Source organism: Serratia sp. JSRIV006 (genome assembly GCF_019968685.1).
Lineage (GTDB): Bacteria > Pseudomonadota > Gammaproteobacteria > Enterobacterales > Enterobacteriaceae > Chania > Chania fonticola_B.
Genome location: NZ_CP074137.1, coordinates 4,706,510 through 4,730,156, shown reverse-complemented (window position 1 = coordinate 4,730,156; position 23,647 = coordinate 4,706,510). Strand labels below are relative to the sequence as shown.

The window sequence follows — 23,647 nt, the reverse complement described above, 5'->3', positions numbered from 1 at the left end:
AGTTCCCGCGTTTCGTGAAACTAATTTGCTTAGCCGTAGCCAGGTTCAATTATCCGAGCCCGAGCTGACCAGTGATGATTGGCAATGGTTGCGCCGTAAACGTGTGCTGGTTTTCGGCATTGCGGCCCCCAATTATTCTCCTTTTGATATCATCAGTGGCACCCGGGATTATGGTGGTATCAATGCTGATTACCTGGGGATCGTCGGCTATAACCTTAACGTACAGATAAAGGTGCGTTACTACGAAGATGCCTCAGCCTTACGGAGGAGTCTGGATAAGGGAGAAGTCGATCTGATCGGCAATGTCGCTGCAAAAAGCGTAGCCGATCCCGACATGCTGCTTTCTACACCTTATGTCTCTGCCTCACCGGCATTGGTGGTGCGCACCGATAGCCTGCTGCAACAGAATCCCCCCAAGCGCATTGCTATCGAACGCCTATACAGCGGTAATCAGAGCTTGATAGCACGCTTTCCGGCAGATTATCAGGTCTTTGACATACCGCGCCGTGCGCTGGAGGCGTTGTCGTTCAAGAAGCTGGACGCTTTTATTGGTGATGCCACGGTGGCTCGCTATTTAATCAATCAGGGCAACCTGAACAATCTGCGTTTGCAATTGCTGCCACAACAGGACATCAAAGGCTTCTCCTTTGGCATGGCCAAGGGGAATGTGCGTTTACAGCGAATATTGAACGCTGTTTTAGCGAGCATTCCGGAAAGCACCCATGCAGAGATCCAAAGCCGCTGGAATGGCGGGATCCCCATGTCACAAAGCGATGAACACCTGCTGCTGACCTCACTGGAAAGAAAGTGGGTGGAAGAACATCCCAGGGTGCGCTTGGCCGTTAATGGCGATTTTGCCCCTCTGGGCTTCTTCGACGTTCAGGGGGAGTTCCGTGGTCTGACAGCCGATGTGATGGAGGCTATCTCTAGCCGTATAGGGCTCAAGTTTGACATTATCCGCGCGCAATCACTGCAAGACTCCCTGGATGCAGTGAAAACCGGCAGGGCTGACATTGTCGCTGGCGTGACGCTAGATGCAATCTGGCCTAACGGGTTGCTGACCACTCGTTCTTATTTATTCAACTCTTGGGTATTGCTGGGGATCCAGGAGCAGATTAGCCAAGATCCTCCGCAGTTGATTGCCCTGGTCGCAGGGCACCCTCTGCAGGTTATCTTGCGGGAACAGTACCCCGAGAGCCGGATCATTACCGTGCCTTCACCCCAAGCCGGTATTGAGGCGTTAAAAGCAGGAAAGGCTGAAGCACTCGTGTTGCCGATGATTAGCGCCGATTATTTCCTGGCTCGGGAGCCCACATCGGGGCTTAGTATTCTGAGTGCTCTGGATATTGAACCGGCGCGTTTTGTGATTGGTGTCTCTGGTAATGAATATCCCCTGGCAACGATCCTCGACAAGGCATTGCTGAATATCCCCCCAGAGGATATCCATGCGATGACCAGCAATTGGTATAACAACACCTATCTGCTTGAAGGTACCCCGGGTGATGGAGAATTGCTTGCCCACTGTTATTCCACAGCGTGGTTACTGATCGTTCTGTTGCTGGCAATGCTGGTGATAGTCTTGGTTATCAGCCGGTTGCGCAGTAAGCGCCGCCTGGTGCAGCGTTGCCAGGCGATCATCGATAGCGTGCCCTTGCCGATTTACATCACCAATCTGAAAGACCAGATAGTGATGGCGAACACGCCGTTTTTTAATGCCATCAATGCTCCCGCAGAGAAAGTCGTCGGTAGCTCACTGGAAAATTACCCACTGCAACTGCCTGTTACGCTGGATATTGGCCGGGGTGGTGAGCAGGAACAGGTTTTATCAGTTATGCAGTTGGGGGGCCAGTCGCGTACTTTGCAGCAGTGGGGCCAATTGTTAATTACTGAGGATCAGCGTGCTGAAGGAAAAATCGGCGGGTGGTTTGACGTGACCGAACGCGATCGCCTGATTGCGCAGTTACAGCAGGCGAAAGAGCGCGCAGACAGTGCCAACCGGGCTAAAACCACCTTCCTGGCCACCATGAGCCATGAGATCCGTACCCCGCTCAATGCCATTATCGGCATGTTGGAACTGTTGCTGAACCGCCCGCAACGGGAGGAAGCTTTAGATCGAGAACTGCTGAGTGTTGCACATGAGTCCGCCCATTCTCTGCTGGCCTTGATTGGTGACATTCTTGATATCTCACGCATTGAGGCGGACCGTTTGATCCTGCATCCACAGCGTGCCGATATCCGTCGCCTGATTGAAGCCGTGGCGATGTTATTTGACGGTGTGGCACGCCAAAAAGGGTTAGCGTTCAGGTTGGATATTGACGCGGGGATCACTGGCGATGTGTTAGTAGATCCTATGCGTTTCAAGCAGGTGCTATCCAATCTGGTGAGTAACGCCATCAAGTTTACCGAGCAAGGGCAGGTCACACTCAGCGTCGTGGTCGATCAGATTAGCGAAGAACGAGCGGATCTGCGGCTACGTGTCTCTGATACTGGCAAGGGAATTGATGCTGTTACTCAAGCGCGTCTTTTCCAACCCTTTACTCAGGGCAATGGGGAGGCTGGCGGGACGGGGCTAGGGCTGTATATTTGCCGCAAGCTGGTAGAGATGATGGGAGGGACCATCGCATTGAACAGTGAGGTGGGTATTGGCAGCGAGGTCACCGTGCTGCTTTCGGTGCCGAGATTGCTGAAATTCCCCCCTCAAACACCTCTGGAGGAACCCGCCCCGATGGCATCATCCCAGCTGCGGGTACTGATCGTTGAAGATCATCCGGCGGGCAGAATGTTGTTGACCCAACAGTTGCAGTTTCTTGGCCATCAGCCCAGTGCGGTGGGGGATGGGGAGCAGGCGCTGCAGCTGTTGGAGCAGGACAGCTTCAACCTGATTATCACCGACTGCCAGATGCCTGAACGCGATGGTTACAGCCTGAGCCGCCAAATCAGGCACCTCGAGCGTGAACAGCAGTCCGTTCCTACGGTGATCTGGGGGCTGACGGCCAATGCGCAAGAAAGTGCACGGGAGGCCTGTCTGCAGGCGGGAATGGATGACTGCCTGTTTAAGCCGGTTAACCTGAGCATATTAAAAGCGAAATTGTCTACGTTGCCACTGGCTGATGTGGGGAACAGTGAAGAGGAGCCTGCGTTTGTCGTGGAAGATTTACCAGCGGAATTGCGCCAGCCAAAGGTATTGCAAGAGTTCATCCAAACCCTGCTGGATTGCTTGCATGAGGACTGTACGCAACTTGCCATGGACATGAAGCAACAACCGATGGACCTGATAAGCATACGGGCGTTGGCCCATAAATTGGCTGGTGCGGCGCGGTTGGTGAATGCTGAAAAACTGAATCAAGCTTGTCAGTCATTGCATGACAACCCCGTTCAGGCCACCGCAACGGCGGTGCTGGGGGAAGCGCAACGGCTGCTCAGTAGCTTAAAGAAGGTACAACGGACTACAGGAGAATAGTCCCTTCCTACAGAGTGATTAAGCCTTCTGCAGATATTAAGGTAAGGGCGATCATTTTATTCTTTGTTGCACAGGAAGGGGGGCTTTTGGGCTCCTCATGTGTAATAACGTTTAAGGATAAAATGATGAAAAACACCACTAAATTAGCGATTCTGCCACTGGTTCTGGTTCTGGGCGCCAGCTTCTCTACCATGGCTAATGCGGCTTACGACTGTAACGCCAAGCGTGCTGCGATCGAATATCAGATCCAGCAGGCAGAGAAGTACGGTAACTACAACCGCGTAGCGGGTCTGAAGCGTGCTCTGAGCGAAGTTAATGCCCATTGCACCAACGGTAGCGTGCTGCAGGATGCGCAGAAGAAAGTTACCAAGCTGGAACAGAAACTGGCCGACAAGCAGCAAGACGTCCAGGAAATCAAAGCCGACCTGCGCGAAGCTCAGGCTAAAGGTGACGCCAAGAAAGTGGCCAAGTACCAGAAAAAACTGCAAGAAAAGCAGGCTGACGTAAAAGAAATCAAGCAAGAGCTGAAGCAGGCTCGTGCTGAACTGGCCGCTGCACAGAAATAAACAGTCATGATTTGGTAATTAAGGGGCGCAGATGCGCCTCTTTTTGTGTCGGATAAATATTGTGGTTTGCACTCAGGGAACGAATGAAACCCACTTTTCATATTGCCATTATGTCGTTAGGCCTGTTGGTTAACGGTGCCAGGGCTGAAATAAATAACGTCTATCTCATTATTAACGATAACTTTAAGGGCGAGGTGGCCGTTAACCTGGGGCTGGATGAGCAGCCGTGTATTAATGCCCCCTTGCTACGTGAGTGGGGGATACGTGATGCCGCGATAGTGATGGAAACGACCCCTGAGGGCTGTATTCTGCCCGACGCATTGAGTGCCCGAAAAATTGGGGTGTTCTATGAGCCGATAGCACAATTACTGACGGTAGATATCCCGGCAGGCATGCTGGGTGACAGCAAGCTGGCAGGCCGCTGGAATGACGGTATTAATGCGGCATTTGTTAACTATCAGTTCAATTACGGCCATTATGCGGGCGAAAACTATCACGATACGCAGCGGCACGAAAGCCTGTATGCCGATATTACCACCGGGGTAAACGTGGGCCCTTGGCGGCTGCGTTATCAGCCCGTCTATCAGAAAGAGATCTGGGGCAACCCGACCTGGCACACCGAAAGGGCGCTAGCCTATCGGGATCTCAAAGCCTGGCGCGCCACGCTGACTTTGGGCGACAGCGTGACGCCATCAGTTTTATTCGATAACGTCCGATTCCGTGGCATCAGCCTGGTATCGGATAGCCGAATGCTACCGGATGGCCTGCGGCAGTTTTCCCCCTGGATACGTGGCTTCGCACGGAGTAATGCGGAAGTGAGGGTGCGCCAGAACGGTGAAGTTATCTATCAGACATTTGTTTCCCCGGGAGCATTCGTGTTGAAAGATGTCTATCCGCCCGCGCTTGAGGGGGATCTTACCGTCACGATACGCGAAAGCGACAGTACCGAAACCGAACGAAAGATCCCCTACTCCTCCATGCCCAACCTGGTTTACGCCGGCCAGTGGCGCTATGACGCCTCGGTGGGTAAATACCAACCCTATTACGGTATGGAAGAGGAGCAGCCAGGCTTTGCTCAGGCCTCGCTCAGTTATGGGCTCCCGAGGAAGGTTACGCTGTATGGTGGTTTCCAGGGGGCAGATATTTATCGCAGCGTGGCGGTCGGGATTGGCAAGAGTCTTAACCACTGGGGAGCGATTTCGGCGGATTACACGTTTTCATCTGCCCGTCAGCCAAGACGTTCAGCGCCGGACACCGGCGGCATGGCGCGTATGCGTTACGCCAAGGCTTTCCCGGCCTGGGAGTCTTCCCTCAGCCTGATGGCGCAATATTATCCGCGGCAGCGCTATCGTACGTTTGGCACGGCGATAGAGCAGCAGAGCACCTATTGGTGGGACTGGGAAGACGGCATTTTTGTCGGTGACTTTGACGAGGAAAAAAAGTATCGCCTGGAAGCGCGCTATAACCAGTATCTGTCCGATTCAGACAGCCTTTACCTGACGTTGGCTCGAGAGGCCACGCGGGGTAATCAAAGAGGTGAAACCAGCGTCGAGATGGGCTTCAGCGCCAGCCTGGGTAAGGTAGACGTTGCGCTGTATGCGGAATATAACCGCCCTTCGTATGGCAAAGAGCAGGCACAGTTGGGGCTCTCTGTCTCGCTGCCGTTGAACGCGATCGGCGCACCACGTATGAAGCTGAATTATGATCATACGTTGGCTAACGATCGGACCGACAGCCGGCGGATAGGCGTCAGTGGTACACTGCTTGACGACTATAGCCTGAGCTACAACGCCAGCACTAGCCAAAGTCAACGCAATGGCAGTAGCCAGGATCTGAGCGCCAATTATCAATATAACGCAGGTGACCTGCGGGTAGGTCATTCGCAAGGGGCAGGCTATCGCCAGCAGAATCTGGAGCTTGCTGGCAGCCTGATGGCGCATCAGGAAGGACTCACGCTTGGGCAGACGTTAGGCGAAACCGTGGCCATCGTCAGTGTGCCTGGGACGCCGGGGATTGGCATCGATAATCAGTATGGCGTCACCACCGACTGGCGGGGCTATGCGCTGATAGGCAATCTGACGCCGTACCGTATCAACAGTCTGACGCTGGACAGCCTTGAACTACCGGATACGCTTGAATTGCCTGAATCTGATCAGGAAGTGGTGCCTACCGCTGGTGCGATCATGTTCAGCCGCTTTGCTCCAGCACGGAAAATCAGCCCGGATGCTGCTCAAACCAGCTCTCCAGAATAACCACGGCGGAGGCAGAATCGACGCTGCCTTTATCCAATGCGCGGAATCCCCCATGGTCAAACAGATTGGCCCGTGCCTCCACGGTGCTCAGGCGCTCATCATGCAGGGCAATCTGCACACCAAAGCGGCCATGCAGCCGGTTGGCAAATTTACGCGCTCGTTCGGTCAGCGGCTGTTCGGTGCCATCCATATTCAACGGTAAGCCAACCACCACCAGGTCTGGCTGCCACTCTTTCAGCAGGCGCTCGATCTTCTGCCAGTCAGGTACGCCGTCCTGGGCTTTAAAGGCCGCCAGCGCTCGAGCGGTGCCAGTAATTTCCTGGCCGATCGCTGCGCCGATGCTTTTGGTCCCGAAGTCGAAGGCGATAATGGTGCGGTTAGTCATCAGGCGTGTCCTGCGTGGCTGGCAATGCTGCGAATATCGATGCCAAGGCGGTTGGCGGCTTCGCGCCAGCGGTTGGCGATCGGCGTGTGGAACAGAATGTCGGTATCGGCCTCGGCGGTCAGCCAGGCATTTTCCAGCAGTTCCTGTTCCAACTGGCCCTTTTCCCAGCCCGCATAGCCAAGCGCCACCAGCACATCGGTGGGCTGATCTGGCGTGCCAAGCGTTTCCAGCACGTCTTTCGAGGTGGTGATCATGGTGGCCGGTGAGATCTGAATGCTGGAGCCAAAGCCTTTGCGTGGGGTATGCAGAATAAAGCCGCGATCGTCAGCCAGCGGGCCGCCAGCGAACACTGGTTTGTCCAGGCTGATCGCCAGATCGCGTGGTGAAGGCTTGATATCGAGTTTTTCCAGCACCGTCTCCACGGTGAAATGTTCCACGGGCTTGTTGATCACTAATCCCATGGCTCCGTCGTCATTATGTTCGCAAACGTATATCACCGAACGTTTGAAGCGCGGATCTTGCATTGCGGGCATGGCAATCAGGAAATGGTGCTGTAAATTCATGGCGTTAATTCAATTCGGAAGTAAAATGCATGCCCTCTCCCAATGAGAGAGGGCGCGTCGTCGGCCTACTTCGCGGCCAGACGTTTTTCAATGGCGTCCATCAGCATGCCGGTGACGGAAACCGGGAATGCGGCTTCGATCTCACGGGCGCAGGTTGGGCTGGTGACGTTGATCTCGGTGAGGCGATCGCCAATCACGTCCAGGCCAACAAAGATCAGCCCTTTCTCTTTTAGCGTTGGGGCAACCGCGCGGGCAATTTTCCAGTCGCTTTCGCTCAGAGGGCGCGCTTCACCACGGCCACCTGCGGCCAGGTTACCACGGGTTTCGCCTTGGGCAGGGATACGCGCCAAGCAGTAAGGCACCGGTTCGCCATCCACCACCAGGATGCGTTTGTCCCCATCCTTGATGGCTGGCAGGAAGTTTTGCGCCATGCAGAAGCGGCTGCCGTGCTCGGTCAGGGTTTCGATAATCACCGACAGGTTGGGGTCGTCCTGCTTCACGCGGAAGATCGAGGCCCCGCCCATGCCGTCCAGCGGCTTGAGGATGATATCGCCATGCTGCTGGTGGAATTTGCGGATATGGGCAGCGCTGCGGCTGACCAAGGTGTCTGGCGTCAGCTCCGGGAACCAGGCGGTGAACAGCTTTTCGTTACAGTCACGCAGGCTCTGTGGCTTGTTGACCACCAGCGTGCCTTTCACTTCGGCACGTTCCAGGATGTAGGTCGCATAGATGTATTCAGTGTCGAACGGCGGATCTTTACGCATCAGGATCACGTCCAGATCCTGCAACGCCAGATCCTGCTCGCTGCCAAAGCTGAACCAGCTCTCTTTGTCTTCTTTCACGTTCAGCAGGCGCGTGCGGGCACGGCCATCACCGGCATGCAGATAGAGATCGTTCATCTCCATATAATGCAGTTCCCAGCCGCGGCGCTGCGCTTCGAGCAGCATGGCAAAGCTGGTGTCTTTTTTGATATTGATGGATGCGATAGGGTCCATCACGATGCCGAGCTTGATCATCTCTTCTCCTTACGAACCTGTGAGACAGGTTCTTAACCCAGGTCGCCGAAACGGACCTGCAAAGCGGTAATTGCGGTGAGCGCGGTGGTTTCTGTACGCAAAACGCGTGGCCCCAGCAGGATATCAGTAAATCCATAGTCTGTGGTCATGGCAATTTCTTCGGCGGATAATCCGCCCTCCGGCCCAATGAGCAGACGTACGCTCACTACCGGCAACGGCAGGGTATTGATACTTTGGCTGGCGCGTGGATGCAGGTTCAGCTTGAGGCTATCGTCCTGCTCGGCGCACCAGTGTTCCAGAGACATCGCTGGGCGGATTTCCGGAATGCGGTTGCGGCCGCATTGTTCGCAGGCCGCGATGGCGATTTTTTGCCACTGCTGGAGTTTTTTCTCCAGGCGCTCACCGTCGAGTTTAACGCCGCAGCGCTCGGAAAATAGCGGAGTGATCACGTTCACCCCCAACTCAATGGATTTCTGGATGGTGAATTCCATCTTTTCGCCTCGGGAGATCACCTGGCCAAGATGTAAGTTGAGCGGTGATTCGCGATCTTCCCGTTGCCCGGCGTTGATCTGAACCAGCACGTTCTTTTTATCCACCCGGGTGATTTCTGCCTCAAACACCTGGTTGCTGCCATCGAACAGTTGCAGTGCCTGCCCGGCGCTCATCCGCAGCACGCGGCCGACATGATTGGCGGCATCCTCGCTCAATGCAATTTCTGCACTGGCGCTCAAGGGCTCTGGATGGTAAATGCGGGGTTTACGCATAATGATTGTCAGATCCTGGCTCAATGATACGGCGCTGCCGGAGGGCAGCGCGAAAGCACTATAGTAGGTCAGCCTTTTTGCTGCTGACAAGCCTGTTGAATATAAGGGTTGTGATTCCCTTGTACCATGGCGATGCGTGCTTCACGTCGACATTCCCAGGCGCTGACCGGATACAGGCGGTTCCAGGCTTCAAACAGCTGGGTTTGCTGGCGTGAAAGCGGCAACTGGTAGCGATCGCGCATGTAGAAGTAGGTGCGGGCAATGGCACCTCGCGCACGGGCAGGTGGCTCGGCCTGCTTGTTCTTGAAGTCTACCTTCATTTGACACTGTCCGTATTGCCCTTCGCCACCCCGCCACTGGCTGTACATAAAGTTATTGCGGTCACCATTTACTTCACCGATGGCGGGTTGCAGGTTGTGCAAGTCGATCTCTATCTGGCGATAAACCGGATCCTTGTTGCAGTTTTTACGCCCACCCTGTTGCCAGCACTGCAACTGATGGCCGAACTGCCAGGCCGGAACCACATGTTCCCACTCGATACGCTCGGCGCGTTGGGCATTTTTACGCACCTGATAGCCGCAGCTATCAAGATCGGGAACACCTTTCTTACCTTGCCAGTCGATCTTGCAGCCACAATAAAAGCTGCCTGGGGCATCCTGGTTGATTTTGGCGGCGGCAGCCTTGGCTTGGGTAAAGTTATTAATCCCCTTGGCTAGCGTGCCGCTAGAGACCGTTAATACGACTAAAAATAAAATTTTGCGATGCATATTCCAAAACAGCTCAAAATTGGAAAGGCAGGCAGGGTAGCGGAAGTCACCGACAGGTGCAAATAGAGATAATGGATTGTTTTAACTTATAAATATAATTAATAACCGCATTGATTAACCGGAAAATGTCAGCTTTTCACCACACTGGCGGCAGCGGTATTCGCTCTCACCGCGCATCACCCGATTATGGCGGCGCAGGGTCAGCTGATGCTGCTGGCAATCGCAGCGGTAGGGAAAGGTTTTGCTCTGTACCGAGCGGGTCTCAAACTGGTGGGTACGGCTGGCAGGAACCTGCAATACGTTTTCCATCATCCAGCGCCATTCCCGGCCATGCGGCGGCACGCGGCCAAACTGGCGGAAGACCAGCAGATGAGCCAACTCATGGGGGACCACTTCGTCGATGAACGGCTGTTGGTTTTCCATCAGCAGCACCGGGTTGAGGCGGATTTCCCAGGCTTGCAGCCAGGCGGTGCCCGCGCTGGTGCCGCGTTGCTGATAAAGGATCTTGGGCTCTGGGAACTCGACGGCAAAATGCTGCCGCGCCAGCTGCAATTTGTCTCGCAGGCAGCGCATTACCGCCTGTTGCAGCGCAATGGGGATTCTTACTCTGTTCATAGTGGCGCTAGCTTAAGCAATGGCGTGTCGGCTGGCAACGGGGGCAGTAGGGAAAAGTATATGGTCTACCGTTATGCAAAGCTTGTATGTACGATGTTTGTGTCTAAAATAGCGGCGATTTCACACTTACCCTAACGGCGATACTCATGCTTTTATCTAACCAGATTGAATTACTCAGTCCCGCCCGCGATGCAGGTATTGCCCGTGAGGCTATTTTGCACGGGGCTGATGCGGTCTATATCGGTGGCCCAGGCTTCGGCGCCCGTCACAATGCTGGCAACAGCTTGAGCGATATCGCCGGGCTGGTTGAATTTGCCCGCCGTTACCGGGCCAAAGTGTTCATCGCCCTCAACACCATTTTGCATGACGACGAGCTGGAGCCGGCACGCCGCCTGATCCATCAACTGTATGACGCCGGAGTTGATGCGCTTATCGTGCAAGATATGGGGATCCTGGAACTGGATATTCCGCCAATTGAGCTGCATGCCAGCACCCAGACCGACATTCGTAGCGTAGAGAAGGCTCGTTTCCTCTCCGATGCCGGTTTCTCCCAGTTGGTATTGGCGCGTGAGCTGAATCTCAGTCAGATAAAAGCTATCAGTGACAACGTCGACGCTGCCGTCGAATTTTTCATCCATGGTGCGTTGTGCGTGGCCTTCTCCGGCCAGTGTTACATTTCCCATGCTCAGACCGGACGCAGTGCCAACCGTGGCGATTGTTCGCAGGCGTGCCGGCTTCCCTACACCCTGAAAGATGATCAGGGGCGAGTAGTAGCGTATGAAAAGCATCTGCTGTCGATGAAAGATAACGATCAAAGCCGCAACCTGACGGCGCTGATCGACGCCGGTGTTCGCTCATTCAAGATTGAAGGGCGTTATAAGGACATGAGCTATGTGAAAAACATCACCGCGTACTATCGTCAGCATCTGGATGCCATTCTCAACGAGCGTTCCGATCTGACGCCGGCATCGTCAGGCCGCACGGAACACTTCTTTATTCCGTCGCCGGATAAAACCTTCCACCGTGGCAGTACCGATTACTTCGTTAACCAACGCCAGATGGATATTGGTGCCTTTGACTCACCCAAGTTCATTGGCCTGCCTATAGGAGAAGTGCTAAAGGTGGGTAAAGATCATCTGGACGTGGAAGTAAAAGAATCGCTGACCAATGGCGATGGACTTAACGTGCTGATCAAGCGCGATATCGTCGGCTTCCGTGCCAATAAGACAGAGAAAATTGCCGAAGGGCGCTACCGGGTTTGGCCTAACGAAATGCCGGCAGATCTGCATAAGCTGCGTCCACAGCATCCGCTTAATCGCAACCTCGATCACAACTGGCAACAGGCGTTGCTAAAAACCTCGGCGGAACGCCGCATCGCCGTCGATATTCTGCTGACACAAAGCAGCGACGGAGTGACGCTGACCCTGATCAGCGAAGAGGGCATCAGCGTCAGCCATACGCTGCAGGGCGAATTCGGCGCCGCCAACCAGCCGGAAAAAGCGCTTGTCACACTGCGTGACGGATTGAGCAAACTGGGGCAAACCCTTTATTACCCGCGTGACGTTCATCTTGATCTGCCGGTGGTTTGCTTCATACCCAACAGCCAGGTCAACCAACTGCGCCGCGATGCGGTGGACGCACTGGACGCAGCACGCCTGGCGCAAAACGAACGCGGTGGCCGCAAACCGGTTTCCGTGCCGCCGCCGGTTTATCCGGAAATGCACCTGACGTTTCTTGCCAATGTTTATAACCACAAGGCGCGTGAGTTTTACCAGCGTTATGGTGTCACGTTGATTGATGCCGCCTACGAGGCACACCAAGAAAAAGGGGATGTGCCGGTGATGATCACTAAGCACTGCCTGCGCTTCGCCTTCAACCTCTGCCCTAAACAGGCCAAGGGTGTACAGGGTGTGAAGGGGCGGGCATCGCCGATGCAGTTGGTGCATCAGGGTGAGGCGTTGACGTTGAAGTTTGACTGCAAGCCGTGTGAGATGCATGTGATTGGGAAGATCAAAAATCATATTTTGCGGATGCCGGTGCCGGGGAGTGTGGCAGGGGGGATCTCGGTAGAGGAGCTAATGGCGACGTTACCAGGGAAGAAAAAATAGCCTAGGTGATGAATGAAAACGGCTTGGTGTGGAAACGGGGCCGTAAGGAAATCGTTGCAATGTTATTTTCCTACAATGATAAGCCGATCGACTCACATTGATTGTAATCATTGTGTTAACTGCGGGATAATAATCCGTGCATGATGAGTCTGTACCCGCAGTTCTCACCGGATGAGGTCAGAAAAACAACGCCAGCGTTAAGTCCCTACGTTAATAGAGGTTATTTTGCGATTTGGCGCAATAACTGACTACCTAAAAATACGTAAGGTGTGGGGAGTTTTTTTGACGCAGCGCGCCCCGAGCACGCTGGGTAAGTGTGAATTTAACGCAGCTGATGTTGCAAGTGAGAGATCAATGTCGAATAAACCGTTCCATTATCAAGATCCGTTCCCGCTGAAGAAAGACGATACCGAATACTATCTGCTAAGCCGTGACCACGTTTCCGTCGGCGAATTTGCCGGCCAGGAAGTCCTCAAAGTTGACCCGCAAGCCCTGACTCTGCTCGCCCAGCACGCCTTCCACGACGCCTCGTTCATGTTGCGCCCTGCGCATCAGCAGCAGGTGGCGGATATCCTCAATGACCCCGATGCCAGTGAGAACGACAAGTACGTTGCGCTGCAATTTTTGCGTAACTCAGAAATCGCCGCCAAGGGTATTTTGCCAACCTGCCAGGATACCGGCACGGCGATCATCATGGGTAAAAAAGGCCAGCGCGTCTGGACCGGAGGCGGGGACGAAGAAGCCTTGTCGCGTGGGGTATACAACACCTTTATCGAAGACAACCTGCGCTATTCGCAAAACGCCGCGCTGGATATGTATCGGGAGGTCAATACCGGCAGCAACTTACCTGCGCAGATCGATCTCTACAGCGTGGATGGTGACGAGTATAAATTCCTGTGCATCGCCAAGGGCGGTGGTTCGGCTAACAAAACCTATCTGTATCAGGAAACCAAAGCGCTGCTGTCCCCAGGTAAGTTGAAAGACTATCTGGTCGACAAGATGCGTACTCTGGGCACCGCGGCCTGTCCACCATACCACGTGGCCTTTGTGATTGGCGGCACTTCGGCGGAAGCTACGCTGAAGACCGTGAAGCTGGCTTCAACCAAATATTATGATGAGCTGCCAACCGAAGGCAACGAACACGGCCAGGCGTTCCGCGATGTGGCGCTGGAAGAGGAACTGCTGAAAGAAGCCCAGAATTTGGGGCTGGGTGCACAGTTTGGCGGCAAATACTTTGCCCACGATGTGCGCGTAGTGCGTTTGCCACGCCATGGCGCTTCTTGCCCGGTGGGGATGGGGGTTTCCTGCTCCGCCGACCGTAATATCAAAGGTAAGATCAACCGTGAGGGGATCTGGCTGGAGAAACTGGAACATAACCCAGGTAAATTTATCCCACAGGAACTGCGCCGCGCGGGTGAAGGGGAAGCGATCAAGGTGGACCTGAACCGCCCGATGGCCGAAATCCTCAAGCAGCTGTCACAGTATCCGGTCTCTACCCGCCTTTCCCTGAGCGGCACCATCATCGTTGGGCGTGATATTGCCCATGCCAAGCTGAAAGAGCGCCTGGATCGTGGAGAAGGTTTGCCGCAGTACGTGAAAGATCACCCGATCTATTACGCGGGCCCGGCCAAAACGCCAGAAGGTTATGCTTCGGGTTCTCTGGGGCCAACCACGGCAGGGCGCATGGACTCCTATGTCGATCTGCTGCAGTCACACGGCGGCAGCATGATCATGCTGGCCAAAGGTAACCGCAGCCAGCAGGTGACGGATGCCTGCCATAAGCACGGCGGATTCTATCTTGGCAGCATTGGTGGCCCGGCTGCGGTGCTGGCACAGCAGAGTATCAAGAGCCTGGAGTGCGTGGAATATCCTGAACTGGGTATGGAAGCGATCTGGAAAATCGAAGTGGAAGATTTCCCGGCCTTTATTCTGGTGGATGACAAAGGGAATGATTTCTTCCAGAAGATCCAGGAATCTCAATGTACGCGCTGTGTGAAGTAATCTGATTGATAGCCGCCCCTGGTGGGCGGCTTTTCTGTGAGTAACAAGCTGCGATGTTTGTTATGAATTCGTCAGCCTTTGTAAAATAGTGTCGTCGCTTTGGACGCTCTAAATAAATCTGTATACCATTGCCGTGGACAATTTTGGCTAGGAAAAGTAATGGTGACGCAGGAAACGCATATCAAAGAGTTACTGGTCTGGATAGAAAACAACCTACGCAATCCACTATCACTGGACATTGTTTGCGAAAAATCCGGCTACTCGAAATGGTATCTGCAGCGCATGTTCCGCCAACAGACCAACCTGCCACTTGCTGCTTATATCCGCGCCCGTCGCCTCTTTCTGGCGGCCTTCTCATTACGCTTTACGCAGAAAAGCATTCTGGATATTTCGTTGGAGTATCAGTTCGATTCCCAACAGACATTCTCACGCTGTTTCAAAAAACATTTCTCTGTCACACCTAGTGCCTACCGTAAAGCCCAGAATTGTGACTTCAGCCATCTGGTGCAATCGCTGTCGCTAAATCAACCTAGCGATATCTCTATTGATTATGTTGAGGTTAAACCAGACAGCTACTCGCTGGTCGGCCAGTATTATTCTTATCACATCGAGATTGAACAGTTGGGCAAATCCCACGCTGCAATTCGTGATGAAATAAAGGATCGTTTTTGTGATGAGTTTAGATTAAATCCAGACAAACTTTATGCGCTGACCAATTTTACGCCGGATGGTGAGCGGGTGAAGGTCGACTATTTTGTTGCGGTTGATAAAGCTATCGCCCAGGGTAAATCGTTGCTGGAACTCCCGGAAATCAGTGGCGGTTATTGCCGCTTTCGCTATGTTGGCAAGCCGGTAGCCCTTCATGAGTATATCGCCAGCGTTTATACCAAACTTCTGCCGCAGTTTAATCTGGTACGCCGTGAAGGATACGATATCGCGCAGCATAGCTACTCGCTCGATAGCGATGAAGAACTGTACCTGGAATATGAGTATCTAATCCCGATTGTGCCAGACAAAGCCTTTGCAGAGAAAACCAGCCCAAGCTCCTGATTGCCGTTGCGGATGTAAATACCGCCCGAAACGGGCGGTAATCAAAGGCCTCGATCAGTGTGAACCAATCTCCCGTAGCGGTTTCCCAGTCATCAAATTTCGCTCGATATGTTCCAGAGAGATATTTTTGGTTTCAGGTATCAGGGCAATAGTAATGAAGATAAATATCAGGTTCAGTCCGGCATAGATCCAGAAGGTATTTGCGCTGCCCAGGTTGTTGAGCATCGTCAGGAAGGTGGCCCCCACGATCATGTTGGCGATCCAGTTTACCGTCGTTGAGCAGGTGATACCGAAATCACGGCCTTTAAGCGGTTGGATCTCTGAACACAATACCCAAATCAGCGGGCCGGCACTCATGGCAAAACCGACAATAAACATCAGCAACATCAGTATCGCGAAGTATTGAGCCGCAGGCGTATCCATGCCGATATTCATCATGGTACCCAATGTCCCCATGCCGATGGCCATCACCAGGAAGCCCAGCTTCAGCGTAGGTTTACGGCCCCAACGGTCCACCAGGCCGATGGCTATAAAGGTTGCCAGCACGTTGACTAAACCGACGATCACCGTTCCCCACATTTGTTGCGCAGTACTGGCAAAACCGGCCAGATCGAAAATTTTCGGCGCGTAATACATAATGACATTCATGCCGGTAAACTGCTGCATGACCTGAAGTAATACGCCAAGATAGACTGCGCGGCGGAAATTCTTGTTGTCTTTGAATAGTGCCCAGCCGCTTTGCTTTATTTTCAGGCTTTCACGGATCTCATCGAGTTCGGCCTTCGCCTGATCAGTAGTATCTCGCAGCATTTCCAGCACTTTCCTGGCTTCTGCATCACGGCCACGTGATGCTAACCAGCGGGGGCTGCGGGGCAGGAAGAACACGCCAACGAACAGCAACAAAGCCGGAAGGGTGATAATACCCAGCATCCAGCGCCATGAACCGCTGTAGCTGAAAGCCGTATCGGACAGATAAGCCCCCAGGATCCCTATCGTAATCATTAACTGGTACATGGAAATCATGCTACCGCGAATGCGCTCAGGCGCGATTTCAGAAAGGTACAGCGGAGCAGTGAAGGATGCGATGCCCACTGCCAGGCCGAGCAGAACGCGGGAAACCAGCAGCACCTCGTTGTTAGGGGCGAAAGCAGAGCAAAGCGAGCCAATGACAAACAGCACGGCGCCAATCATCAGGCTGTATTTGCGCCCCAGCCGGTAAGAGAGCCAGCCACTGCCGACAGCGCCAACCGCTGCGCCGAACATCATTGAGCTCACCACCCATTCTTGTTGCTGGGAAGTGATTTGGAACTCATGAGCAATAAAAGGTAATGCTCCGGCGATCACGCCGATATCCAGTCCAAACAATAAGCCTGCCAGTGCTGCCAGAAAACAGACAAAGAAGGTCATTTGGGCATTCGATCTGCCTTTACTTGTTGATGATGTACTCATAACGGCCTCGGTTAACCAAAGAGATGATTCGTTAGTAGGCTATGTTATTGGTCTGGGTGATGATTTAACGTGCTATCGATCACACTTGGTGTAATCGATTACACTTGAATTCGTTTATTGGTTCACATTTAACATCATGAATATGACATGTTAAACCATGGTTTAAGGTTGTCTGTTGGGCTTTTTATGTCTATTTGTGTAATCGCTTTCATTTTTGGGCGGCTAATGATTTGTCATAGCCGGAGGGATCGCGCCAGGTACTCAAATGGGTTGGCGGAGCTGGTTCTTCTGCTGCACGATATCGGCCATCACAGCCAGTGCGATCTCCGCCGGGGTTTTACTGCCGAGCGGCAGGCCGATCGGCGCATGGATGCGGCCGAGTTCCTGCGGGCTGAATTCGGCGATCTGTTGCAGTCGCTGGCGGCGGCGATCGCTGTTCCGTTGGGAACCCATCGCGCCGATGTAAAACGCCGGGGTGTAGATCGCCTCCATCAGGGTTAAATCATCCATACGCGGATCGTGGGTCAGCGCCACAATCGCGGTGTTGGCGTGGCAACCGCCTGCCTCAATGAATTTGGCCGGGAACTGGCGCAGCAAGGTGATATGCGGTTTGAGCTGCGTGGCGAAGTTTTCCAACGCTTCCGGGCGGTTTTCGCATACCAACACTTCAAAGCCGAGTGCGCTGGCAAAGTCGGCGCAATACAGCGCCACGCTGGAAAGCCCGGCAATCAGCAACCGAGGAGCGGCGGCGATGTGCAACTGGATCTCCTGTTGGTTGCGCACGACCTGGGTTGCGCTGGCAAAGCTGGTGGTTTCCAGTGCGCTACAGGCATTGGGCAAGGTCAGGTGTTTGATCAGGGCATGATGGCCAGCCAATGCCTCGGCGATATTGCGCAAGTAGCTAATGCTGGCAGGGCCTGCGGGCAGATGCTCGATCAATACGTCCAGCACGCCACCGCAGGGCAGCGCCACGCTGGGGGTTAGCCCGCCAGCGCCGTAGCGGATCACCTGGCTGGCGGCTTGATATTCTCCCTCCGCCAGACGGCGCAAAAAGTCCTCTTCCACGCAGCCACCGGATAACGATCCACAATAGTGTCCGTCGCGGGTCGCCACCATCAACGCGCCAGGTGAACGTGGTGATGAGCCATAAGTGTTCAATACGGTACACAGCCATACCGGCTGCTGTTCCAGCCAGTTGATGGCTTGGCTGACTACGGTGATATCAAGATGCTGCATTAATTAACGGACTCGTTGGCCACTAGCTGAGAAGGGAGATCGATATCTTGCACGATGCTCGGTTTATCGAGATGGAGCAGGTAGACCTGCCCGTGACTGCTTAGCAGTTCCCGCGCACCATTATCGCCACGTAACGCACACAGTTGTTTGCGCAAAATGGCGGTGAAACCCACCGGGTGCCCGGGCTGTTGTTGGAAACAGGGGCGTACGATGTCGTGTTGGCTAAGGGCTGCGGCAACCTGTACAAAGATCTGCGTTGAAACAAAAGGCATATCCGCCAAATGGATCAGCCAGCCGTCCCAGTCTGCCGTTGCGGCTACTCCGGCAGCAATTGACTCACCCAGACCACCGCTGGCCAGTAAGGTGCAGGGAACCTGATGCGCGGCACACACCTGTTGCACCGGCAGGTTTTCTGGCCGGGTGACGACCTGCACCGGTAAGCCGGAGGCTAGCGCCTGTTGCAGCGTATGTTCAAACACCGTTTTACCCTGCAATAGGGCATTCAGTTTGTTGCCACTGCCACCGGCCTGAATAAAACGCTCACCCCGCCCGGCGGCGGTAATTACGATACCTGTCGTCATCTTTTCTGCCCGCGTTTGCGCAAATCAGCCACACTATAGAGGCATTATATATTTCCAAGTGTTTCATTTTATGAAAACAAAATGTTAATGCTCACATAATTTTGGTTATAAGCTTATGATTATAACGTCTTCGGCAAGGTTACCCGCGGTTGCGCAACAAAACCGATAAAAAACGACTTACCTCCATCCTTCGGGGTACGGCGCTAATGCCTGCATCTGGATACCAGGGGTAAATAAGAACGTAAAGGATATTTTATGAGCAATTTCAACCCGTCACGACGCCGCTTTATCAAAGGTGCCGTGATAGCGGGGGTGTCTGTCTACCTCGCGCCTCTTTACAGCCGCGCCTATGCCGCGTTGTTTGAGCAAAAGATCCTGCAATCGCCCAACTGGGATGCGCAGACTAAACGCATTCGCTACCGTATAGATGGTCGCTCCAAGGTCATGGGCCAGAAAGTGTTTGCCCGTGATATTCGTGCCGTTGATATGCCGCATTGGCCGCAGCAGCAGGCTCATGCCTTTATTCTGCGCGCCACTAAAGCCGATCGTCTGTTTACTGGCATCGATCTCTCCTTGCTGGGTGACGATCTGCAACCGGATCGGATAGTAACGGCGGAAGATCTTGAGCGTGACGGTTTGGCCTTCCCGGCGTTTTATGGCGATGACATGCTGCTGCCTACAGGGAAAACCCCAGCCTATCTCGGCCATGCGGTGGCAATCCTGATTTATCATGATTTTGCTCGTTTCCGCTTTGCCAAAGACAAGCTGAAATTCCACGACGAAGTGATCCAGTATGGTACTGAAACCGGCCCGTTACAGCGCGATCCTTGGGGCAGCTTCCGCTACGTGCGCGTCGGGGGCGAACAGCCATTCGATGACGATCGCTTCTCCAGCCTGAAAGACACCCCTATCTTCCCGCTGTCAATGCGCAGACATTTGCCGGTGTGGCCGGAAGGGCGTGAGGGCGGCAAGCTGGATCAGGAAGGCATGTATTACGCCGGGATGATTGCCGATCAGCTGCAAACCCCACCCCAGGACTGGTTGGTAATGTCACGCCGCTATACCACACAATCTGTTGATACTTCGGCCTTGGAGCCAGACAACGCCAACGGCTGGTTTGATACCGCCAGCCAGACCTTGCATCTGGTGATCCCGACCCAGTCCCCACAGGAGGTGGCGGACGAAATGCCACGCATGTTGGCCAAACGTCATCAGCCGGTCAAACAGCTGATCCTGCACCCTTGTTACACCGTGGGCTACGGCTCAAAAGATCACTATAACTTCCCGTATTACGGTGCGGTTGCCGCGCTGTACGGTGACGGGCTACCGGTACGGCTGGCTAATGACCGCTACGAGCAGTTCCAGACCTCGATCAAGCGCCATGCCTTCGATATGGATTACCGCATTGCGGTAGACAAGCAGACGGGCATATTGCAGGCCTTCCAAGGGGCGATGACCGCCGACGGTGGTGGGCGCTGTAACTTTACGCCATCGGTGGTGATGGTTGGCGCGACGGCGGCACAGTCGATTTACTACTTCCCGAAAAGCGATCTTTCCTCTGTCGGGTTGGCCTCTCGTGCCATTGATGCGGGTTCCGCACGCGGTTACGGCACATTGCAAAGCATGGCCGCTACCGAGATGATGATGGATGAATTGGCACAAGAGCTGAAGCTCGATCCGATCGAATTTCGTTTGCGCAACGTGCTTAAGTCCGGCATGAAAAATACCCAGGGGGCGATCCCGGCAGGAGCCATTCGCGCCGATGAAGTGCTGGTAAAAGCCTCGCAGCATGAGATGTGGCGCAAACGCGCCGAACGCAAGGCCGAGTTTGAGAGCCAATATCCCGGTAAGCGTTATGGCGTGGGTTTTGGGTGCGTGCAGAAAGACTTTGGCACTGGAGCCGAAACTTCCTTTGCTCGCGTGGAGTTCAGCGAGGACGGGCGTATCTCGCTGTATCACAGCGGGGCAGAAATGGGCACCGGCATGTCAACGTCGCAGTCGGTGCTATGTGCACAATGGCTGGGTAAACCGGCGGATGAGGCTCATTTCTCGGTGACCGATTGGTCCCTGTTGCCGATGGTGACCAGCGGCGATCCCTACACGATGTCGCAGGATGAGCAGGACAAGCTGCAAACCAATCCGAACTGGACGCCAAGCTACTGCTCACCTTCCAGCTCCAGCAACTCCGCTTACTATTTCTCGCACAGCACGCGCGAAGCGGCCCGGTTGGTGTTTGAACAGGGGCTGTGGCCTGCCGCGCTATCTATCTGGCAGTCTGGCATTGGTGGCGGCCAGGCGGCACCGCTGGTGGTGCGTAAAGAAGATGCTCGCTGGGTCGAGGGGGGGCTGACAGCGGCCGGTATGCAGATATTGCCGTTTGAGCTGTTGGCGAAGAAAGCCTATCAGATGGGCAACCTGACTGGGGCAGTGGTGCACGTCTTCAACCGCTGGCAGTGGGCTGAAGCGGACTTCAAGCTGAATAATCGCAGCGAGCGCCTGCCTGTCGACGGTTTGTCGCTACGCATTGGCAACGGCGAATTCAGCACTCTGGCACGTGAGCAGGTTTATTACCCGCCAACCCAACGTAATAACGCAGCTGTGACCTATTACAGCGCCGTGGGTACGCTGGTAGAAGTGGCGGTAGATATCGCTACCGGCAAGGTTGAACTGCTAAATCATCATTCGATTATGGAGTGTGGCAACCTGATCGTGCCTGAGCTGGTTTCCGGCCAGCTACAGGGCGGTTTGGCGATGGGGATCGGCCATGCGCTGCATGAGTATTTACCGCTGTACGAAGATGGGCCGGGTAACGGCACCTGGAACTTTAACCGTTACCATTTGCCGCGTGCCAGCGATGTGGCTGTCTGGAAACAGACCGGTGACATCCTTCCTGCGCTCTCGGAAACCGATCCGCCGAAAGGGATGGCGGAAGTGGTCATGATCCCTGTGGTTGCAGCATTGGTTAACGCCATTGCCCACGCCACCGGTCATCGGTTCCGTGATTTGCCTGTTCGTGCCGAAAATATTCTTGAGGTGTTACCATGAGCATTAAAACCCAACCCATTACCCTGACCATTAACGGCAAACAATATGGTCCCATCGAGGTACCTGAAGGGCTGATGATGATCGATTTTCTGCATGAATATCTCGATCTGACCGGCTCACGTCTCGGCTGCGGGCAGGGTATCTGCCACGCCTGCGTGGCGATCCTCGACCATCCAAGCGGCACCAGCGAAGAAATCCGTACCTGTATCACCGGCGCTCACTTTTTCAATGGCAAACAGGTACGCACCATCGAAGGCGTTGCGCAGGTGGATAATCAGGGCGAAGTGGTTGAACTCTCGCCGATCCAGCAGTCGTTCCTCGATCACTACAGCTTCCAGTGTGGCTATTGCACGCCGGGCTTTGTCAATGCGGCCACCATCTTTGTCGAGAAGCTCAAGCGTGAGCCAATTCCGCGCGATCGGTTGGAAGGCGCGATTGAGCAGGCGTTGGAAAACCATATCTGCCGTTGCACCGGCTATGTCCGTTATTACGAGGCGGTGCGTGACGTGGTGTTGAAAACTCCAGGCCTGCTGAAGGAGACGGCGTAATGAAAAAACGTCTCGCATTGTTGATTGTGCTGATAGCGGCGATTGTCATCGCCGTGCTGTGGTGGCGAGAAAACCGCAGCTACGACGGCCCAGTCCAGCAGGTTACCGCCAGCAGTGAACAAATTGCCCGTGGGCGTTATCTGACGCAGGCTGCCGACTGTGCTGCCTGCCATACTGCCGCTGGTGGGGCACCGCTGGCGGGAGGCTATCCGCTGGATACTCCATTCGGCACCATTTATGGTAGCAACCTGACGCCTTCTGCCGATCAGGGTATTGGCCGCTGGACCAAGGATGACTTCTTCCTGGCGTTGACGCAGGGGGTGGCTCCGGGTGGCCGCCATCTGTATCCGGCGATGCCCTATACCTCCTACAAAGGCATTTCGCGCGAAGATGCGGATGCTATTTATGCCTATCTGATGTCGCGCCCGGCGGTGGACGTAGCCATTCCAGCCAACGATATGCCGTTCCCGTTCAACCAGCGGATGGCGCTGATCGGTTGGAATTTGCTGTTCCGCAACAGCGATCCGTTACCAGCCAGCTCGCAGGGGAGCTCCGCCGAATGGCAGCGGGGGCGTTACCTGTCTGACGTGCTTGGCCACTGTGGCGAATGCCATACGCCACGGGGCATGCTGGGGCAGATGGAAGTGAACAAGCCAATGCAGGGTGGCGATCTGGGACGGTTTATCGCGCCGGATATCACGCCGCAGGCTTTGGCTCAGCGCGGTTGGACGCCAGAGGATCTGAGCCGTTTCCTCAGCACCGGGTTAGCGCCGCAGGGCTCGGCGTTTAGCGAAATGCACATGGTGGTCGATCTCAGCACTCGTCATCTGACGCCGGAAGATCATCGGGCGTTGGTGACCTACCTGATGGGCGACAAGCCACCGCAGCCTGTTGCCGTTAAAATCGGGCAGGGCAGTGATGCCGGGCGTATCACCTATCTCGACCAGTGTTCCGCCTGCCATGAGCGTGATGGTGCAGGTATACCGCATGTTGCGGTAGCGATGCGTGATAACGCCACGCTGCGCCAACCGGACGGCAAGAACCTGATCGTGTCGGTGCTGGATGGGCTACCAGCACAGCAGTTCCCCGGTAACGAAAGTATGCAGAGCATGCCGGGCTTTGCCGAGCGTCTGGACGATGCGCAAATTGCCGAGCTGGTGAATTACCTGCGTGTCACCTGGGGCGGGCTGCCGGCGGATATCACCGCCGAGCAGGTGAAGGCACTGCGTAAAGCCCATTAA

The 23,647-nt window shown here is 54.5% G+C and carries 18 protein-coding genes; 9 read left to right on the top strand and 9 right to left on the bottom strand.

Annotated elements, in window-relative coordinates:
* The first annotated feature begins 25 nt into the window (after positions 1-25).
* The 3 genes from KGP16_RS21860 to KGP16_RS21850 all read left to right on the top strand — a co-directional run bounded on the left by KGP16_RS21860 (position 26) and on the right by KGP16_RS21850 (position 6,278).
* Complete coding sequence (locus KGP16_RS21860; protein WP_223500336.1) at positions 26-3,460, top strand: ATP-binding protein; 3,435 nt, start codon at positions 26-28, stop codon at positions 3,458-3,460.
* A 122-nt stretch (positions 3,461-3,582) separates the two neighbouring features.
* The gene (locus KGP16_RS21855; protein ID WP_021806288.1) at positions 3,583-4,026 is read left to right on the top strand and encodes a DUF1090 domain-containing protein; all 444 of its coding nucleotides are present in this window, start codon (positions 3,583-3,585) and stop codon (positions 4,024-4,026) included.
* A gap of 83 nt (positions 4,027-4,109) precedes the next feature.
* Entirely contained in the window at positions 4,110-6,278 is a 2,169-nt protein-coding gene (locus KGP16_RS21850) for a fimbria/pilus outer membrane usher protein (RefSeq protein ID WP_223500335.1), read from the top strand.
* Here the strand turns inward: KGP16_RS21850 and ruvX are convergent.
* The 6 genes from ruvX to KGP16_RS21820 form a co-directional block, all read right to left on the bottom strand.
* A complete protein-coding gene (gene ruvX / locus KGP16_RS21845; RefSeq protein WP_021179674.1) occupies positions 6,241-6,663 on the bottom strand; it encodes a Holliday junction resolvase RuvX in 423 nt (140 codons plus the stop codon). The genes KGP16_RS21850 and ruvX overlap by 38 nt on opposite strands.
* Positions 6,663-7,226, bottom strand: coding sequence for a YqgE/AlgH family protein (locus KGP16_RS21840; protein ID WP_021806286.1), 564 nt, complete (start codon positions 7,224-7,226; stop codon positions 6,663-6,665). The genes ruvX and KGP16_RS21840 overlap by 1 nt, the downstream gene beginning before the upstream one ends.
* A 65-nt stretch (positions 7,227-7,291) precedes the next feature.
* A complete protein-coding gene (gene gshB, locus KGP16_RS21835) occupies positions 7,292-8,242 on the bottom strand; it encodes a glutathione synthase (protein WP_024484034.1) in 951 nt (316 codons plus the stop codon).
* A 32-nt stretch (positions 8,243-8,274) separates the two neighbouring features.
* Complete coding sequence (gene rsmE, locus KGP16_RS21830) at positions 8,275-9,006, bottom strand: 16S rRNA (uracil(1498)-N(3))-methyltransferase (RefSeq protein WP_059201752.1); 732 nt, start codon at positions 9,004-9,006, stop codon at positions 8,275-8,277.
* A gap of 68 nt (positions 9,007-9,074) precedes the next feature.
* Positions 9,075-9,773, bottom strand: coding sequence for a deoxyribonuclease I (gene endA / locus KGP16_RS21825; protein ID WP_223500334.1), 699 nt, complete (start codon positions 9,771-9,773; stop codon positions 9,075-9,077).
* A gap of 114 nt (positions 9,774-9,887) precedes the next feature.
* Positions 9,888-10,388 carry a SprT family zinc-dependent metalloprotease gene (locus KGP16_RS21820; RefSeq protein ID WP_021806282.1) on the bottom strand — a complete coding sequence of 167 codons (501 nt, stop codon included), beginning with the start codon at positions 10,386-10,388 and terminating at the stop codon, positions 9,888-9,890.
* A gap of 146 nt (positions 10,389-10,534) precedes the next feature.
* On the opposite strand from KGP16_RS21820, the gene KGP16_RS21815 reads away from it, so the two are divergent.
* From KGP16_RS21815 to KGP16_RS21805, 3 genes are all read left to right on the top strand, one after another.
* Positions 10,535-12,496 carry a U32 family peptidase gene (locus KGP16_RS21815; protein WP_223500333.1) on the top strand — a complete coding sequence of 654 codons (1,962 nt, stop codon included), beginning with the start codon at positions 10,535-10,537 and terminating at the stop codon, positions 12,494-12,496.
* A 354-nt stretch (positions 12,497-12,850) separates the two neighbouring features.
* Entirely contained in the window at positions 12,851-14,497 is a 1,647-nt protein-coding gene (fumA, locus tag KGP16_RS21810) for a class I fumarate hydratase FumA (protein ID WP_021806280.1), read from the top strand.
* 159 nt (positions 14,498-14,656) lie between these two features.
* A complete protein-coding gene (locus tag KGP16_RS21805) occupies positions 14,657-15,547 on the top strand; it encodes a helix-turn-helix domain-containing protein (RefSeq protein WP_223500332.1) in 891 nt (296 codons plus the stop codon).
* 54 nt (positions 15,548-15,601) lie between these two features.
* Here the strand turns inward: KGP16_RS21805 and KGP16_RS21800 are convergent, their stop codons facing one another.
* The 3 genes from KGP16_RS21800 to KGP16_RS21790 all read right to left on the bottom strand — a co-directional run bounded on the left by KGP16_RS21800 (position 15,602) and on the right by KGP16_RS21790 (position 18,813).
* A complete protein-coding gene (locus tag KGP16_RS21800; protein ID WP_037375723.1) occupies positions 15,602-16,996 on the bottom strand; it encodes a sugar porter family MFS transporter in 1,395 nt (464 codons plus the stop codon).
* Between the two features lie 261 nt (positions 16,997-17,257).
* The gene (locus KGP16_RS21795) at positions 17,258-18,232 is read right to left on the bottom strand and encodes an XdhC family protein (RefSeq protein WP_021806277.1); all 975 of its coding nucleotides are present in this window, start codon (positions 18,230-18,232) and stop codon (positions 17,258-17,260) included.
* On the bottom strand, positions 18,232-18,813 hold the full coding sequence (locus tag KGP16_RS21790; protein WP_021806276.1) for an NTP transferase domain-containing protein: 582 nt from the start codon (positions 18,811-18,813) through the stop codon (positions 18,232-18,234). The genes KGP16_RS21795 and KGP16_RS21790 overlap by 1 nt, the downstream gene beginning before the upstream one ends.
* A gap of 255 nt (positions 18,814-19,068) precedes the next feature.
* On the opposite strand from KGP16_RS21790, the gene KGP16_RS21785 reads away from it, so the two are divergent.
* From KGP16_RS21785 to KGP16_RS21775, 3 genes are read left to right on the top strand one after another with little or no spacing between them, the layout of a single operon-like run.
* Complete coding sequence (locus KGP16_RS21785; RefSeq protein ID WP_223500330.1) at positions 19,069-21,858, top strand: xanthine dehydrogenase family protein molybdopterin-binding subunit; 2,790 nt, start codon at positions 19,069-19,071, stop codon at positions 21,856-21,858.
* Complete coding sequence (locus KGP16_RS21780) at positions 21,855-22,406, top strand: (2Fe-2S)-binding protein (RefSeq protein WP_021806274.1); 552 nt, start codon at positions 21,855-21,857, stop codon at positions 22,404-22,406. Before KGP16_RS21785 ends, KGP16_RS21780 begins: the two co-directional genes overlap by 4 nt.
* Positions 22,406-23,647, top strand: a complete 1,242-nt coding sequence (locus tag KGP16_RS21775) for a cytochrome c (protein ID WP_223500328.1) — start codon at positions 22,406-22,408, stop codon at positions 23,645-23,647. Before KGP16_RS21780 ends, KGP16_RS21775 begins: the two co-directional genes overlap by 1 nt.

Coding starts and splice junctions, on each gene's coding strand:
- KGP16_RS21855 (WP_021806288.1), top strand. CDS start 3,583: ATGATGAAAAACACCACTAAATTAGCGATTCTGCCACTGGTTCTGGTT.
- KGP16_RS21850 (WP_223500335.1), top strand. CDS start 4,110: ATGAAACCCACTTTTCATATTGCCATTATGTCGTTAGGCCTGTTGGTT.
- ruvX (WP_021179674.1), bottom strand. CDS start 6,663: ATGACTAACCGCACCATTATCGCCTTCGACTTCGGGACCAAAAGCATC.
- KGP16_RS21840 (WP_021806286.1), bottom strand. CDS start 7,226: ATGAATTTACAGCACCATTTCCTGATTGCCATGCCCGCAATGCAAGAT.
- gshB (WP_024484034.1), bottom strand. CDS start 8,242: ATGATCAAGCTCGGCATCGTGATGGACCCTATCGCATCCATCAATATC.
- rsmE (WP_059201752.1), bottom strand. CDS start 9,006: ATGCGTAAACCCCGCATTTACCATCCAGAGCCCTTGAGCGCCAGTGCA.
- endA (WP_223500334.1), bottom strand. CDS start 9,773: ATGCATCGCAAAATTTTATTTTTAGTCGTATTAACGGTCTCTAGCGGC.
- KGP16_RS21820 (WP_021806282.1), bottom strand. CDS start 10,388: ATGAACAGAGTAAGAATCCCCATTGCGCTGCAACAGGCGGTAATGCGC.
- KGP16_RS21815 (WP_223500333.1), top strand. CDS start 10,535: ATGCTTTTATCTAACCAGATTGAATTACTCAGTCCCGCCCGCGATGCA.
- fumA (WP_021806280.1), top strand. CDS start 12,851: ATGTCGAATAAACCGTTCCATTATCAAGATCCGTTCCCGCTGAAGAAA.
- KGP16_RS21805 (WP_223500332.1), top strand. CDS start 14,657: ATGGTGACGCAGGAAACGCATATCAAAGAGTTACTGGTCTGGATAGAA.
- KGP16_RS21800 (WP_037375723.1), bottom strand. CDS start 16,996: ATGAGTACATCATCAACAAGTAAAGGCAGATCGAATGCCCAAATGACC.
- KGP16_RS21795 (WP_021806277.1), bottom strand. CDS start 18,232: ATGCAGCATCTTGATATCACCGTAGTCAGCCAAGCCATCAACTGGCTG.
- KGP16_RS21790 (WP_021806276.1), bottom strand. CDS start 18,813: ATGACGACAGGTATCGTAATTACCGCCGCCGGGCGGGGTGAGCGTTTT.
- KGP16_RS21785 (WP_223500330.1), top strand. CDS start 19,069: ATGAGCAATTTCAACCCGTCACGACGCCGCTTTATCAAAGGTGCCGTG.
- KGP16_RS21780 (WP_021806274.1), top strand. CDS start 21,855: ATGAGCATTAAAACCCAACCCATTACCCTGACCATTAACGGCAAACAA.
- KGP16_RS21775 (WP_223500328.1), top strand. CDS start 22,406: ATGAAAAAACGTCTCGCATTGTTGATTGTGCTGATAGCGGCGATTGTC.